Origin of the sequence: Hymenobacter mucosus (assembly GCF_900188255.1) — a bacterium.
In the GTDB taxonomy this organism is placed as follows: Bacteria; Bacteroidota; Bacteroidia; order Cytophagales; family Hymenobacteraceae; genus Hymenobacter; species Hymenobacter mucosus.
In genome coordinates this window covers 410,324-425,076 of the sequence record NZ_FZNS01000005.1, presented here as the reverse complement: position 1 = coordinate 425,076, position 14,753 = coordinate 410,324, and the positions used below count along the sequence as shown (strand labels likewise).

16 protein-coding genes are annotated in these 14,753 nt (G+C 54.8%); 10 read left to right on the top strand and 6 right to left on the bottom strand.

Annotated features, from left to right (window positions below):
* Positions 1 to 4: 4 nt before the first annotated feature.
* Positions 5 to 1,927 carry a PAS domain-containing hybrid sensor histidine kinase/response regulator gene (locus CHB83_RS14485; protein WP_089333129.1) on the bottom strand — a complete coding sequence of 641 codons (1,923 nt, stop codon included), beginning with the start codon at positions 1,925 to 1,927 and terminating at the stop codon, positions 5 to 7.
* A gap of 494 nt (positions 1,928 to 2,421) precedes the next feature.
* On the opposite strand from CHB83_RS14485, the gene CHB83_RS14480 reads away from it, so the two are divergent.
* Both CHB83_RS14480 and CHB83_RS14475 read left to right on the top strand, forming a co-directional pair.
* Positions 2,422 to 3,231 (top strand): DUF547 domain-containing protein, encoded by an 810-nt coding sequence (locus CHB83_RS14480; protein WP_143437139.1) that lies wholly within the window; start codon positions 2,422 to 2,424, stop codon positions 3,229 to 3,231.
* A 102-nt stretch (positions 3,232 to 3,333) separates the two neighbouring features.
* The gene (locus tag CHB83_RS14475; protein WP_089333127.1) at positions 3,334 to 4,005 is read left to right on the top strand and encodes a DUF2461 domain-containing protein; all 672 of its coding nucleotides are present in this window, start codon (positions 3,334 to 3,336) and stop codon (positions 4,003 to 4,005) included.
* A 124-nt stretch (positions 4,006 to 4,129) separates the two neighbouring features.
* On the opposite strand, the gene CHB83_RS14470 is transcribed toward CHB83_RS14475, so the two are convergent.
* On the bottom strand, positions 4,130 to 4,753 hold the full coding sequence (locus tag CHB83_RS14470) for a deoxynucleoside kinase (protein WP_045687002.1): 624 nt from the start codon (positions 4,751 to 4,753) through the stop codon (positions 4,130 to 4,132).
* Positions 4,754 to 4,913: 160 nt separating this feature from the next.
* Here CHB83_RS14470 and CHB83_RS14465 point away from each other — a divergent pair, with 160 nt between their 5' ends.
* A complete protein-coding gene (locus CHB83_RS14465) occupies positions 4,914 to 5,369 on the top strand; it encodes a hypothetical protein (protein ID WP_052694897.1) in 456 nt (151 codons plus the stop codon).
* 96 nt (positions 5,370 to 5,465) lie between these two features.
* Here the strand turns inward: CHB83_RS14465 and CHB83_RS14460 are convergent, their stop codons facing one another.
* Positions 5,466 to 6,143, bottom strand: a complete 678-nt coding sequence (locus CHB83_RS14460; RefSeq protein ID WP_045687001.1) for a DUF6565 domain-containing protein — start codon at positions 6,141 to 6,143, stop codon at positions 5,466 to 5,468.
* A 140-nt stretch (positions 6,144 to 6,283) separates the two neighbouring features.
* Here CHB83_RS14460 and CHB83_RS14455 point away from each other — a divergent pair, with 140 nt between their 5' ends.
* Both CHB83_RS14455 and CHB83_RS14450 read left to right on the top strand, forming a co-directional pair.
* The gene (locus CHB83_RS14455) at positions 6,284 to 6,802 is read left to right on the top strand and encodes a GNAT family N-acetyltransferase (RefSeq protein ID WP_089333126.1); all 519 of its coding nucleotides are present in this window, start codon (positions 6,284 to 6,286) and stop codon (positions 6,800 to 6,802) included.
* Between the two features lie 110 nt (positions 6,803 to 6,912).
* Complete coding sequence (locus tag CHB83_RS14450) at positions 6,913 to 7,194, top strand: CDGSH iron-sulfur domain-containing protein (RefSeq protein ID WP_236705006.1); 282 nt, start codon at positions 6,913 to 6,915, stop codon at positions 7,192 to 7,194.
* A gap of 78 nt (positions 7,195 to 7,272) precedes the next feature.
* On the opposite strand, the gene CHB83_RS14445 is transcribed toward CHB83_RS14450, so the two are convergent.
* Positions 7,273 to 7,533, bottom strand: coding sequence for an acyl-CoA-binding protein (locus CHB83_RS14445; protein WP_045686999.1), 261 nt, complete (start codon positions 7,531 to 7,533; stop codon positions 7,273 to 7,275).
* A gap of 147 nt (positions 7,534 to 7,680) precedes the next feature.
* On the opposite strand from CHB83_RS14445, the gene CHB83_RS14440 reads away from it, so the two are divergent.
* Positions 7,681 to 8,991 (top strand): amidohydrolase family protein, encoded by a 1,311-nt coding sequence (locus CHB83_RS14440; protein ID WP_245855360.1) that lies wholly within the window; start codon positions 7,681 to 7,683, stop codon positions 8,989 to 8,991.
* 177 nt (positions 8,992 to 9,168) lie between these two features.
* A complete protein-coding gene (locus CHB83_RS14435) occupies positions 9,169 to 9,675 on the top strand; it encodes a CinA family protein (RefSeq protein WP_055562488.1) in 507 nt (168 codons plus the stop codon).
* A gap of 9 nt (positions 9,676 to 9,684) precedes the next feature.
* Here the strand turns inward: CHB83_RS14435 and CHB83_RS14430 are convergent, their stop codons facing one another.
* The gene (locus CHB83_RS14430; protein WP_045686997.1) at positions 9,685 to 10,725 is read right to left on the bottom strand and encodes a hypothetical protein; all 1,041 of its coding nucleotides are present in this window, start codon (positions 10,723 to 10,725) and stop codon (positions 9,685 to 9,687) included.
* A gap of 249 nt (positions 10,726 to 10,974) precedes the next feature.
* Here CHB83_RS14430 and CHB83_RS14425 point away from each other — a divergent pair, with 249 nt between their 5' ends.
* From CHB83_RS14425 to CHB83_RS14415, 3 genes are all read left to right on the top strand, one after another.
* The gene (locus tag CHB83_RS14425) at positions 10,975 to 12,204 is read left to right on the top strand and encodes a zinc dependent phospholipase C family protein (RefSeq protein WP_055562489.1); all 1,230 of its coding nucleotides are present in this window, start codon (positions 10,975 to 10,977) and stop codon (positions 12,202 to 12,204) included.
* A 348-nt stretch (positions 12,205 to 12,552) separates the two neighbouring features.
* Positions 12,553 to 13,458, top strand: coding sequence for a manganese catalase family protein (locus tag CHB83_RS14420; RefSeq protein WP_045686996.1), 906 nt, complete (start codon positions 12,553 to 12,555; stop codon positions 13,456 to 13,458).
* Positions 13,459 to 13,585: 127 nt separating this feature from the next.
* Positions 13,586 to 14,335, top strand: coding sequence for a peptidylprolyl isomerase (locus CHB83_RS14415; RefSeq protein ID WP_089333125.1), 750 nt, complete (start codon positions 13,586 to 13,588; stop codon positions 14,333 to 14,335).
* Positions 14,336 to 14,352: 17 nt separating this feature from the next.
* On the opposite strand, the gene CHB83_RS14410 is transcribed toward CHB83_RS14415, so the two are convergent.
* Entirely contained in the window at positions 14,353 to 14,721 is a 369-nt protein-coding gene (locus tag CHB83_RS14410) for a hypothetical protein (protein ID WP_045686995.1), read from the bottom strand.
* Positions 14,722 to 14,753 lie beyond the last annotated feature (32 nt).

The following is a 14,753-nucleotide window of genomic DNA, read 5'->3' as shown; positions in this document are numbered from 1 at the left end:
GAGCTTAGTGGCCAAATAAGTTTGCCAGGGTGTTGAAGAGCAGAGCCTCATCAAAGGGTTTGGCCACGCATGCATTCATTCCAGCAGCTAGGTACTGCTCCGCGTCATTGGCGAAAGCGTTGGCAGTAAGCGCCACAATAGGTATTCGCGCATGATGCGGGTTGGGAAGCTGGCGAATAGCGGCCGTTGCCTCCAAGCCACTCATACCGGGCATTTGTATGTCCATCAGCACGGCGTCGTAGGCGGCCTGTTGGAGCTGCTCGATGCCCGTGGGGCCATCTTCCACTTCGTCCATTGTCACGCCCCATTCTTCAAGGAGCAAGCCGGCCAGCAAACGGTTAATTTCATTGTCCTCTACTAGTAGTACGCGCTTGCCGCGCAGGGCGCCCGTGTCGTAGCTAGGAGCAAAGGCTACCGGCGCCGAGGGAGTAGAGCGGGGTAGCATCAACTGGAAAGTAAAGGTGCTGCCCTTACCCAGTTGGCTTTCTACTTGTAGCGTGCCACCCATCTGTTCCACAAGGGCGCGGCTTATACTCAGGCCCAAACCAGAGCCGCCAAAGTGCCGGGCTGTATCCGCGTAGGCTTGGGTGAAGTTCTCGAAAATGCGCGTCAGCTTATCTGACGCAATGCCAACCCCAGTATCCGTAACCCGGAATTCTACCTCAATATAGTCCGAGGTTTCGGCTAGCAGGTAGCCTCCTACGCTGATACGTCCCCCAACTGGGGTAAACTTGATGGCGTTGCTAACCAGATTAATCAGAATTTGGTTGAGCCGATGGGCATCTCCAATAACCCAGGGGTACGGGCAGGAATTACGAAGCGGGGTACCTTCGAAGTTGATGCCTTTTTCCTGGGCCTGTAGGGCAAGCGGCTGCACTGCTTGGCCCATAGAATCGCAAAGGTTAAAGGCCTCCTGGGCAAATTCCAGCTTGCCCGAGCTGATCTTGGCCATGTCCAGCACATCATTGATAACCCCCAACAGGTGCTGACCGGACGAGCGAATGATAGTAAGCAGCTCTTGTTGGCGTACATCGAGCTGAGTTTTGCTGAGCTGTGCCGCCATGCCGAGCACGCCGTTCAAAGGCGTGCGGATTTCATGGCTCATGTTGGCCAAGAAGTTTTCTTGCGCCCGGGCCGCAGCGCGGGCAGCTTCCGTGGCCTGCTTCAGCTCAGTTACGTCGGTGCTTACGCCCAGCACATGTACGTTGCCATCACTCCATTGCAGCGGCCGCTTGATAGTGTGCAGCCAACGCTGCTCGCCGGAGGGCAGCGTTAATGGATCTTCTACAATAAGCTCCTTACCCGTCAAGAGCACCTGGGCGTCGCTGGCTTTGTAATGCTCCTGTTGCTGGCGCTGAGCGGCCCGCACATTTGTGGATATCAGCGAAGCTGCGGCCAATTGCTCGCCTAGCTCACTTGTTGCTTTGTTCTCGAATATGAATTTACCCTCGGCGTCGCGCACGTACACCAGGATAGGAACGGTATCCAGCACCTGCTGAGTAAACTCTTGCTGAGCAGCGCGCAGTTGTTGGGCTTTTACTCGCTCAGTTTCTTCTACCAAGTACAAGTTTACGTATTCCTCCTCGGGGAAGGGCACAATGCAAGCCTGAAACTGACGGGCTCCGATGCGCAGTTCATGCCGGGCATCTTGGCCATTTAGTAGCGCATCCATGGCCCACCCGAAGGCTTGCTCACGCGCCTGCTCCAGCTCTTCTTCCGTCAATCCTGCGGCTAGGCGGTCGGCGGCAGGATTAGCATATAACCGCTGCTGATTAGGCCCAAGCCGATAGATGGGATGCGGATTTTGCGCCGGTATGCGCGCTAGCATGCGTTGCTCGGCTAGCTTTTCACGGAGCAACTGAATTTCAGCATGTGCTTCTGCCAGGGTAGCAGGCAAAGCGGGAGAAAGGGCTGAAACGGAATCCATACTACTGGGCGTAAGGTAAATACTCAATAGCCTACTGGCAGCTAAGCAACATCAAATATCGGATTTTTCGAGCATTATACACAGTATAAACCCCTGTTCACTTACAACCAAAACACCAGCTAAGTGCAATTAATCAACAACTCCCTCTAGAGACAGTTACTGTACTCTTTACGTTTTTGTTAAAAATTATATCAGAGACTATAACCGCTTGTGTATGGGTTAGCCCAACGAAAAGGCTTGCTAGCACCCCGCAAGGGCGTTTGATTTTGCTAATCAAACTAATGTCACTACACATATTGCAATACTATAGCTGCAAATTACAATTGCCATTTGTAAACATAGAATGTTCATTATACTTTTGTAATACTGATTCATCAGATAATCCATTCCTGACCACCTTGCTTCATTGGTCAGGAACACTCTGCCCAGCTTGTGCTTTTTACATATGCCTGTAAAAGTGCCTGCTTCTGTCCTTGTTTGCCCTCATCTACTGCATGCCTACCGTATCACGCCTACTGTACCGCTTCTTGGGAGGACTATTCCTGTTCATGCTCCCTTGCTTTGCCGCCCAAGCCGACGATAACAATGCATTGGAACTATTACACGAGCCGTGGAACGCCTTGCTCATGCAACATTCCACCCTTGATGGTCACGTAGACTACCAAGGCATGCTTGAAGAAGAGGATAAACTTTTGGATTATCTGCTGAGTCTGCGTAAAGTGAATCCGCGTAATCCGGCTTGGTCTTCCAACGACACGAAGGCGTTTTGGCTGAATACCTACAATGCTGCTGCTACCTATTTGGTATTGCAGTACTACCCTATTAGCAGCATCAACGACATCCGGGTGAAGACAGTAGGCGGCCAAAAGTCGCCCTGGGACGCACCAGTAGTAGAAGTAGGCGGCCAGTCCTACTCGCTCAACCAGATTGAGCGCCAGATGCTTACGGCACAATTTCACGACCCGCGCGTGCATTTTGGCTTGCTTTACACGGCCGCATCGGCCCCGGCGCCCTTAGCAGAAGCCTACGACGGCACCCGCATCAATCAGCAGCTGGACGCTCAGGCGCGGCGCTTTATCAACGACCCGACCTTCAATCAGCTTGCCTCGGGGCAAGTACAGGTGTCGGGGTTATTTGATGCTTACTCGGCAGAGTTCGGTACGGAAACAGCCCTCATTGCTTTCCTGAACCGCTATGCCCGCACCCCTATTCAACCCACAGCTACCATTGAATACCAATCGTTTAGCTGGGCTTTAAATGACCGCACCCCCATTGGTAATGCACAAGCCCTAGGCCAACACTAGCTTTTACACTCAGAACCCGCCTGCTATCCGCCCCGTACCGTTACCCCGGTGCGGGGCGGTGCTATTTGGACCGTGCTGTTATCGGCGCTTTTTCCTTTTGCTATGCCACTAGACTTCGTATTGCCCTTTCTGCGGGACCTGGCCGCCAACAACAACAAAGCCTGGATGGATGCCCACCGAGCCGACTACCAGCGCGCCCGGGCTGAGTACACGGGCTTTGTGGCAGAGCTGCTTCGTGGAGCTACGCAGCTAGAGTCTGCCCTTACGGGCATTAAGCCCCAAGACGTTATGTTTCGCATCAATAAGAACGACCGTTTTCAGCAGAGCGACGAGCCCTATAAGCGCCACATGGGAGCGGGCATCAAGCGTGGCGGCCGTCACAGTCCGTGGGCTGGTTTTTTCGTGGCTGTGCAGCCCGGCGGCGAAACTTATATTGGAGCGGGGCGCTGGCTGCCCGAGCCCGCCCAACTGGCCCGCGTGCGTCAGGAAATCCACTACAATCCCGAGGCCTTCCACGCAATGCGCCAAGAGTCAGAGCTGTTGCGCTACTTTCCCGCGGGCCTAGACATGACGCAAACGCTCAAAACAGCTCCCAAAGGCTACGACCGCGCTGACCCCGATGTGGAGTGGCTCCGCCTCAAGAGCTTCTTTGTGTGGCAACCTGTACCGGACGCCGAAGTGTTGCGCCCCGACTTTCCCACCCACGTCTTGGCCGCTTGGCGAGCTGCACTACCACTTGTACACTTTCTCAACGAAGCCATGGCCGCTGACTAACGCTACAGCACAACGCCTTACTATGCGCAAACGCCCCGCTGTGCCTGTGCACAGCGGGGCGTTTGCTTTCGAGAGAGGTAGGGGCAGTTTGTTAGTTACCTACTGGTCGCTACATGTAAGCTGCTTAGAACAGCCCGAACAAGGTGCTGTTGATTTTCTCGATGATAACGCTCAAATCCTCGGGGTTGTGCACATAGTCAAGGTTGTTTACATCAACGATGAGCAGCTTACCATGCTTGTAGTTGCTGATCCAGTGCTCGTAGTGCTCGTTGAGGTTGCGCAGGTACTCAATCTTGATGTTGTTCTCATAGTCGCGGTTGCGCTTTTCTATCTGCGACACCAGCTTCGGCAGATCGGCCCGCAGATAAAGCAGCAGGTCGGGGGGCTCTACCATGCTAATCATGGACTCAAATAAGCCCAGGTAATTCAGGTAATCCCGCTCCGCCATCAGACTCGATTGGTGCAGATTGGCCGCGAAGATGTGGGCATCCTCGTAAATAGTGCGGTCCTGAATGACGCCTTTACTTGCCTGCTGCAGCTCTTTGATGCGCTGGGTTTGGCGAAAACGGCTATTGAGGAAATATACCTGCAAGTGAAACGCCCAGCGGGGCATGTCGTCATAGAAATCCTTGAGGTAAGGATTATGATCGACATCTTCCAGGAACACCTCCCAGTTGAAATGATGCGCCAGTTTGTTGGCCAGCGTGGTCTTGCCGGCGCCAATGTTGCCGACGATTGCAATATGCATGAGTGAAGCGCGGAAGACGAGAAAAAGGATTGGGGGATGCAAAAGTAACGGTTCCTCCGGAACGATGCTGCTTCCCTAGGTGGTGGCATATAAATACCTATATTAGATATATATACTCCTTACAACCAACGCACTACTATAACCTACTTCTCCCCTCCCAATGCATACCATTCCCCTGCAGCCCCTAGGCACGCTGTTAGATTCGCACGGCCGCCTATTAGTAAAGCTGGAGCAGGTCCCTACCCATCAGTTGATGTATGCCACCTGGTACGGCAATCTTACTAGCCGCGAGGTAATAACTGGCGCCCAAGGCTATCTTACGTATGAAAGTGTTCTGCATTATCCACTCCTGCTCAATGATAAAAGCCATGCCACCGGCGACTGGAGCGAAGCCATGTCGTGGCTGGAATACGAGTGGCTACCTGATGCCACCGGGGAGGGCTTACGAGCCATAGCCTATGTTTTCTCGCCCGACATGCACAACCAGCTGGCTAGCATTCAGTTTTTTGAGCGGGTAAAGCAATACCTTCCTATTCAGCTGTTTCATGATGTGCCCACGGCGTGGCAGTGGCTGCGCCTACAGTACCGCTCCCAGCACGGGCCCATCCCGCTGTAACGTGCCGGACAGAAAAAGCCCGCTGGCTTTGCGCACTTAAACGGCAAACCAGCGGGCTTTTTTCTACCAAGAGCTAGTGAAGTACTACCAGCCTGCCTATTCGTTCATGACGTCTTTTACGTCCCGCGCTTTCTCTAAAGTCCGGAACTCACCCTGTAGGCTCCGAATACGCAGGCGCTCTTCCAGTGGGAGTTGGTCGCGGAGCTGTTCGTAGCGGGCGTTCAGGTTGGTTAATACGGCGCTGGCAGCGCTCCAGTCGGTCTGCGTCCAGTTTTTGCGCTCGGTACGCATGGTTTCTACCAGCCGGAAGTAGAGGTCAGGTAATTCCGTGGCCCGCGCCCGGCTGATGACGACATCTTCACCAAGCAGGCGGCGCTGGCTTTGCTGAACTGTTTCGGGGCGCCGGGCTGCTTTATTGAGGCTATCCTGACGCGCCGACCAGTTGGCATAGCGTTTTTTCTGCGTGGCGTATTCCCGTTTCCCTTCTACTGATAGGCTATCCACGGCTTGGTCAAGGCGCTTGCTCTGCCGGTCGTACTCGGCGGTAATACGGGGCATCTCACGTCGTACACTTACTTCCGCTTGATCTAGCTTAGCGTTTACCCAGTCACTGAAGTCACGCAAGTCGCGCTCCACGGAGGCCGTTGTTTTGCTCGTGGTAGTGGTCTTGCTCGTGGTGGTGGTGCGGGGCCGGGAAGCAGGGGGAGTTTGCTGCGCAAAGGCGGCAGAGGCAGTAAACAGGCCAGCAGTAAGTAAAAGCAGGAAATGTTTCATGTGGCAAGGGTGGGTGAATGAAGTACAACGGCAAACGCAGTTGCTGTCGTCTAGCAGAACAGGCAATATCCGGCCCAAAAACGAAGCCAAGCCCGATTAGGGTTCGGTTTTACGTTAAATTATACCGTTTTTTGCAGGCTATGTCAGCTTCTGCCGCCGCTTCTTTGCACATCCAACCCGCTACGCTGGCGGACATTCCCACCATCATTGGGTTAGCTGAAGCTACCTGGGAACCTACCTACCGGTTCATCATTTCGCGGGAGCAAATTGAGTACATGTACCGGGTGATTTACACGCCGGCTTCGCTCACTCGGCAAATGACGGAACAGGGCCACACCTTCCTGCTCCTCTACACTGAGGATGAAGCCAGTGGGTACGCCTCTTTCTCCGCCCAGCCTACCAATGGCCTTTACAAGCTGCACAAGATTTATGTGCTACCCTCTCACCAAGGGCAAGGCCTCGGGCAACATCTGGTGCGGGCCGTGGAGGCAGCCGTGCGCCAAGCTGGCGGCCATACTTTAGAGCTGAACGTAAACCGCCACAACCCGGCGCTGGCGTTCTATGAGCACCTGGGGTTCCAGCAGCACCGGGAGGAAGATATTCCCATTGGCCCCTACTGGATGAATGATTACGTACTACGTAAGGAGCTGCACGCCTAAGCAGTCGTACAGCATTCTTCTGGCTCAAGTAAGCCTGGCTATATGCTACTTCCGGCTGGGCTTCCTACTTTCTTTTGCATCCATCATATCTTCTACCAGCACCGCATCTCATGGCTACTAAGCTCACTGTTCTCAGCAACGGCTCTCTTCGCGTAGAGGGCACAGATTTCGAAATTGTGGACGCCCAAGGCCAGCCCTACGGCCTAGGTGGCCGCGAGCGGGTAAGCATCTGCCGTTGTGGCCTCTCGTCTAACAAGCCCTTCTGCGACGGCTCCCACAAAGGCCACTTTGAGCACAACGCCGTAGCGTTCGACCTGCCTACGCCCGCCGCTCCGGCAAAGCCCACCCCGCCCCCGGCTGCTCCCGATGCTGGAGCCCAGCCGCTAGGCTAGATGCCAGCTCAATACATAGCATAAAGGCCCGCTTCCAACTGCTGGAAGCGGGCCTTTGTAGTGGCGGGCTAGTGCCAACTAGGCGTTTTGGAACAGGGAAGTCACCAGCTCTACGTATTCTTGGCGGGCTTCATCCTGGGCCTTACCGCGCAGGCCGCTCCAAGCGTCGTACTTAGCAATGGCCTTGAAGTCGAAACCGCCCGGCCGGTCGCCGGTTACGTCGCCTTCGGAGGCTTGCTTATACAAGGCATATAGTTGGAGCAGCACAGTGTTGGAAGGTTTGCTAGGGAGCTGTTGAGCACGCTGGGCAGCGGCTTCGAATTCTTCGGGCGTAGCCATAAGAGAAGGAAGTGAAAAGATAACGAGTACGCAAACGGCCGCCGGGCCGCTGGCCGGAAGGTACGTATTCGGTGGGGTTTTGTGCTGCATGCAGCGTTTTTTTCCGTTGTATCTTCCGCCCTATCACTTCCTCTTCACTTGCTACATATGCTTGCTACCTGTACCCGCCTGTGCTTACTCCCCGCCATGTGGGTAGGCTTCTCCCTGCTGACAACCACGCCGGCCTTAGCGCAAAAAACCTATATGCACTGCGGGCGCCTGCTGGATATGCGCCAGGACCGCCTGCAGCCGGAGATGACCCTGGTGGTGGAAAACGGCCGGGTAGTAGCCGTGGAGCGTGGTTACACTGCCCCTACCACTGGGAATGACAAGGTTATTGACCTGAAGAACCGCACGGTGATGCCTGGCCTCATCGATTGCCACGTGCACTTGGAAGGCGAAACCAGCAAAGACCAATTTTTGCAGGAGTTTACCCAGAATCCCGCCGATGTGGCATTCGGCTCCCTTAGCCATGCGCGCCTGACACTCATGGCTGGCTTTACCACCGTGCGCGACTTGGGTGGCTCGGGGGTAAACCTGGCCCTACGCAATGCGGTAGCCCGGGGCGAAGTAGTGGGGCCGCGCATCTTTACCGTAGGCAAGGCTATTTCGGGCACCGGCGGCCACATGGACCCCACCAATGGGTACCGCCAAGACCTAATGGGCATTCCGGGCCCTAGTGAAGGCGTAGCCAACGGCCCCGACCAGTGCCGGCAGGCTGTGCGCGAACAGTACAAACGTGGCGCCGACCTCATTAAGATTGCCAGCACGGGCGGGGTTCTGAGCGTGGCGAAGGATGGAAGCGGCGCCCAAATGACGGAAGAGGAAATCAGGGCCATTGTGGAAACCGCCCGCGACCTTGGCCTCAAAGTAGCCTGCCACGCGCACGGAGCGGAAGGCATGAAACGGGCCATTCGGGCGGGTGTGACCAGCATTGAGCACGGCACCCTCATGGACGACGAGACCATGAAGCTAATGAAGAAATACGGCACTTGGTACGTGCCCACTATCACAGCCGGCAAATCGGTGGCAGACTCTGCCAAAATCCCAAACTACTACCCGCCCCTGGTGACACCCAAGGCCTTAGCCATCGGGCCCAAGCTCCAAGAAACGTTTGGGCGGGCTTACAAAGCAGGAGTAAAAATTGCGTTTGGTACCGATGCCGCCGTATTCCGGCACGGAGTGAATGCTCTGGAGTTTCGCTACATGGTGGAAGCCGGCATGCCGCCGCTGCAAGCTCTGCGCAGTGCCACCGTACACGCCGCCGAACTACTCGGGCAGAGTTCTTCCCTGGGGACGCTAGAGCCAGGCAAGCTCGCCGACGTAGTGGCGGTGGAGGGCGACCCGCTACAGGATATAGGAGCCATGCAGAAGGTGCGCTTTGTGATGAAGCAAGGAGTAGTATACCGGCAAGAATAGAGCGAATACAATAAGGCTATTTGCAGAAAACTTTCGCCTTAGCAGCCCAACTCATTCTTTATAACCTGCTGATCATCTGCTTTATACTACAAATCAGCCCTACTACTTCGTAAGCTGAGCTATACCCATGCTCTTGCATCGCGCGTACTGTTGGGACTTCGCTGTTTATCCCTCGCTATGAAAAAGGTTGCCCCTACTGCTCTCATCAAAGACTTTATCAAGCACAAGCTCACGCTAGCCCTGGCCGAGAGCTGCACCTGCGGCCTAGCAGCAGCCCAGCTAGCTCCGGCAGAAGGCGTGAGTGAAGTCTTGCTCGGCTCCGTCGTTACGTACCATACCGATGCCAAGCAGCAGCTACTGGGGGTTAAACCAGCTACCCTCGATACCTACTCCGCTGAAAGCCAGCAAACTACCAACGAGATGGTACTGGGCTTGCACAAGAACTTGCCTAAGGCCGATGTATGCGTGGCCGTGACGGGCTTGTGCGGGCCGGGGCAATCAGAAACGCCCGATAAGCCCGTGGGCACGGTATTCGTCACGATTCTGTTCCTGGAGCACGCTCACGAATACCGGCAGCAGTTTGATGGCTCCAGCGACGCTATTCGCCAGCAGGCCACGGAGTTTATTTACCAGAAATTAGCTGAGTTGCTAGACCGCCACCAAGTAGCGCCCGCTTCGGCTTAAGCCAGCGTCCTACCGCTGCCGGATATCCAAGGGGCTCAGCATCAACTGCAAGTTCAGGCGCACCATATCGCCCATGGTGTGGCAGTGGTCGAACTTAGTGGTGCCGTGGTGGTGGTTTAGCTCCAGACGAAGCTGCTGCAGCTTTTCTGTTGGGGCTAGGTCATCTCTTCGCATGCAGTCCATGAGGGCTTTGAGGCGGTAGCGCTCCAAGCGCACCCGGCGCAGCATGAGCACCCGCTCCTCGGTTTGGTACTGCCGAATACTCTCGGGCTTGAGGAAACGGCTGCACAAATCCACTACCGGGCGGTTGTCCTTGAAGTACTGAGGCAAGTACATAGACTTGCGGCCCTCGTAACTCTGTTGGTCGAAGTCAATGGCTCGCACGCGGTACTGCTCATCCTCAAAGTCGGGCGTGATGTCTACTACGTAGTTGTAGGAGCGCATATCCCCAAGTAGGCGAGCAAAGCACCGCTCGTTAAACTTCACAAACTCCTTGGCCAAGCGTACTTGGTTGAATTGCAGCTTGGGCAACCGGGTCCGAATAAAATCGTCGCCGGGCACGCCGGCTATGTGCTCTTCCACCAGCGTATCACCACTCACCAAGTAGCTCAGGCGGTTGGGAGAGAGCAGGTGCTCTAGCTCTAACCCATACACCCGAGACGCATCGGCCTGCTTGATATAAAAGTAGTCGTAGTTGTCGTTCAGCTGATTGACAATGCGCACCCGAAACGGATTACTATTTCCGAAACGGCAGTAGTCAATGCGGTCGGCTAGTAGGTGCTCTGTGAATGATAAGTCGCCGGCCGTTTTTAGCAGAGCATATACTTCAGCAAGTCCCTGGCTGAGTTCACGTAGCGTTTGGGGCTCGTAAAACACAGTTTCCCATAGCGTATCGCGCCCCTGCCGGTCAGTCAGCGGAAAAGCGCCGCTGATGTGCAGCAAGTCGCGGTACGACACAGGTAGCACGATTTCTCGGTCGTAGCGGTGCAGGTACTCGCGCAGGGGCGGCTGAATGGTGTAGTTGAGTTTCTTGCGGGAAATGCTGGGCACGTCTTTTCAGCAGAAGAAGGTGAGAGCAGGCAAAGTAGCCTATTTGCTTTTAAGCTACGCGCTCAGCCAAGCACTGGCGGGCTACACCTAGTACACATCTATAAGCAAGCGCTCCTCCTCCACTTGCTGGCCATCTAGCCTACTTGGAATAGTACAGCAGTACCGCAAGTGTTAAACCGGATTTGGTACTTGATACGCAACAATTTCCGAACTTTACGGACCCGCGGTCTGCGGATTTCTCTTGTTGCTATGAAAAAACTGTTTCTCACGCTTTTCATTGTGCTGCTATGCCCGCTACTGTCGCCGGGCTGGGGCTTTTTTGCTCACCGTACTATCGCCCAGCTAGCCGTATACGCCCTACCCTCTTCCATGCGGGGCTTCTATTACCGGCACATGGGCGAGCTAGTGAAGCTCAGTACTGCCCCCGATGAGCGCCGCGACCAGGACCCAAGCGAGGCAAGCAAGCATTTCATCGACATGGACCACTTCGGTGAGGACCCCTTCGGCGCCATGCCCAAAGCCTGGGAGAAGGCCACGGCCAAGTACACCGCCGATACCCTGCACAAGTACGGTACCGTGCCATGGACGGTGGTAGAGATTAAGGAAAAGCTAACCGAAGCCTTCAAGAAGCGCGACACAGTAGCCATTATCAACCTTTCCGCCGACTTGGGCCACTACATTGGGGATGCTTTTGTACCGCTGCACACCACGGAGAACTACGACGGGCAGTTAACCAACCAGCAAGGGCTTCACTCTCTGTGGGAAAGTAAGCTCCCAGAGCGCCACATTGCCAAGTATAAACTGGATTGCGACCCTGCAAAGTACCTGAAAGACCCCCAGGCGGCAATTTGGCAGGTAGTGCAGGAGTCGTACGGCTTCTTGGGCGACACCTTCGACCAAGAAGAAGCTATAACGCGCCGCTACACCCCAGAAACCAAGTACGTGTTCAGCCATAAGTACGGCAAAACCCGCCGTGCGTACTCAGATGCCTTCGCTGACTCCTACCACGAAAAGGTAGGTGGCCAAGTAGCATTCCGCCTCAAGCTAGCCCCCACTATGGTAGCTTCTATGTGGCTGACTGCCTGGAAGGATGCCGGTAGCCCTGACCTTGATGGGATGCTAGCAAAGAAGCCATCCAAGGAAGAGAAGGAAAAGATGGATGTGGAACTGAAGGCTTGGAGCAAGAACGAACTGGTAGATCAGCAACTACTCCTTGCGTTGCAAAAGGAAAAAGCGGTAGAACGTCCCGACCTCATCAACGCTGCCACCGACATGGCCCCAATCCAGGAAGAAGCTGCCCCGGCTGCCTCTCCCATTCCTGGCGCACCGCCCGTACCAGCAGGCACTACCAAGGTGAAAGTAAAATCGAAACCGGCAGCGGCTCCAGCTCAGAAAGAGAAAGTAAAAACGGATAAGCCCGTTAAAAAGAAAAAACCTGCCTCCGACGGCTGGGATACCCCAAGCGGCTCAGGCTGGTAAGCTGATCAGGAGAAACAGCAATTGGAAGGTGCGCCGAGGGGCGCACCTTTTTTTGTGCCTTGCTGACGGATTTCTAACTGTAAGTCATTCTTTTCTAGCTAGTATCTAATTATTAATGACACTATTCACCTTGTGTATCGTATTGACTCCGCAGCTCACTAGCGGGTAGGCTAGTGCCGGTTAAGTGCTATATCAACGGCCGACTGCGCTCAATAACTATCTCATAATTAATAGTATATACCCTCAACAAGATTTGGGCGTACCTCAACTAGTCTGCAATTCTGACGTTAGAAATTGCGCCCCGGAACGACGGGCGAAAGCACTTTTTCAACCTCAACAGCAATTGCTATGATTTTACGGTATGACCGGCTAGCCGTGGAGCTGCCCAAGCCTAAAAACCCTTCACCTAACGATGCTGCTGCTATTCAGGAGTTGCTAGGTGGCAAGTATGGGGAGATGTCGACGCTGATGAACTACACATTCCAGTCGTTCAATTTCCGTGGCAGAAACCGCCTCCGCCCCTTTTACGATCTTACCTGCAGCATTGCTGCCGAAGAATATAGCCACATTGAGGCCGTATCATACGCTATCAACCTGCTCCTAACCGGCCAAACGCCCCGGGGCAAAGACCCCGTACCAGCTCCACTGGCGGGCGTAGCTGATGCGCGCAACAGCTACCATTTCCTCAGCAGTGCCCAAACAGCCGTACCATACGATTCCATGGGTAACCCTTGGACTGGCCAGTACGTGCACAGCAGCGGCAACTTAAAGCTAGACTTGCTGCACAACTTCTTCCTGGAATGCGGTGCTCGTGCCAATAAAATGCGAGTGTACGAAATGGTATCGGACCCTTGCGCCCGCACCATGGTAGGCTACTTGCTGGTACGCGGTGGGTTGCACGTAGTGGCGTATGCCAAAGCACTAGAAAAGCTAACGGGTGTAGAAGTAAGCAAGCTGGTTCCCGTGCCAGAGCTAAGCAATGATGCTTTCCCCGAAGCCAAAAAGCTCCAGGACCAGCAGAAGCTACACCTGAAGTTGTACACCTTCAGCCCCGACGACTACAAGCAAGCGGGCATCATCTGGAATGGTACTCACCCCGAGGACGGCCAGCCCCTGGAAGTAATTCAGGGTGGTTTTGAGGGCGTGCCTTACCCCGTACTAGAAGAGGAGCCCCAGCTCAACTCGCCCGGTGCCGATGATTACGACCCCCAGATGTTTATGGACATCGCCAAAAAAATGGGTATCAAGATGTAATACACAGCGGCAACGCAGCTTAATTACGCAATGGCGTTGATTAGTTGCTAGCTGTTATGTTTGAGGCGGCTGCCCACGCGGGCAGCCGCCTTTTTGCGTTTGGCCCCAGCCAGTAATATCCCGCACTATGCTTCCTACCCAGCTTCGCTTTTTTCTCTTCGTAGGTCTTCTAAGTAGTTTCGTTGGCTGCAACCGCACCCAGCCGGAAACTGCAGATGTAAGCACTGCGCTCCCGCCTCCCACGGCCCCAGGGCCCGCCCTCACATCGTTGGCCGACAGTAATGCTGTCACGTTGCTTACTGACTATGGGCGCCAGTATCCTGGTCAGGAACTGATTATGCACACCCGCCACGGCGATATGCGCATTCGGCTGTATGATGACACCCCATTACACACCGCCAACTTTCTGCTGCTGACGCGCAAAGGTTACTTCGATCAGACTGTGTTCAACCGAGTAGTGAAAGGCTTTGCCATTCAGGGAGGCACGTCCGACCATTTCACCATTCAGCTAAGCCGCTACCGCCTCCCTCCTGAAATATCTACTCGCCATTTTCATAAGCGCGGCGCCCTGGGCATGGCCCGCTACGACGACGAGCAAAACCCAGGGCACCTCTCCTCCAGCCACGACTTCTACATTGTGCAGGGGCAAAAGCTGACGCCTGACCAAGCTCAGGCCAATGCTGGCCGCCAACTCACTCCCGAGCAAAAGCGGGCATACGCTACTGTGGGAGGCACACCCTCACTTGATGGGCAGTATACCGTGTTTGGGGAGGTAGTAGAGGGCTTCGACGTCATCGACAAGATTGCCAACGAACCCGTAGACACCGACCAGTGGCCCAAAAAGGACGTCGACATCAAGCTAACCGTCGTGAAGTAGCAGGTTGGTTAGGCCAGCTAGTCGGCACTGCGCACCTGCACTAAGCGCGTATGCTGCACGTCGCCGGGCTGCTCTTGCAATAGCTCTAGCGCCTCCGCCCGGGTGTAGGTAAGAGTATTATCAGAAAAGAAATTGGGCGCGGCGGTACTTGCTTGGGCATCAGTGGCTTCTTGGCGGGCTGGGTGCAGGTCTACCGCATCGGGCCGCACGGCCGCTACTTGGTAAAAGTAGTAACGTTGCAGCTGAGTATTCACTGGCTGAAACTGCACTACATATACATCCCCCACGCGAGGATTTTGCAGCTGTTCTTCCAAGTTGGGTTTGCAGGCAGTCAGCAGGGTCACTCCTAATACAAGGCCACTGAGCAGGCGAAAGATGGTTTGCATAAAGTAAAGTAAGTAGGTGGGTAGGTACTACG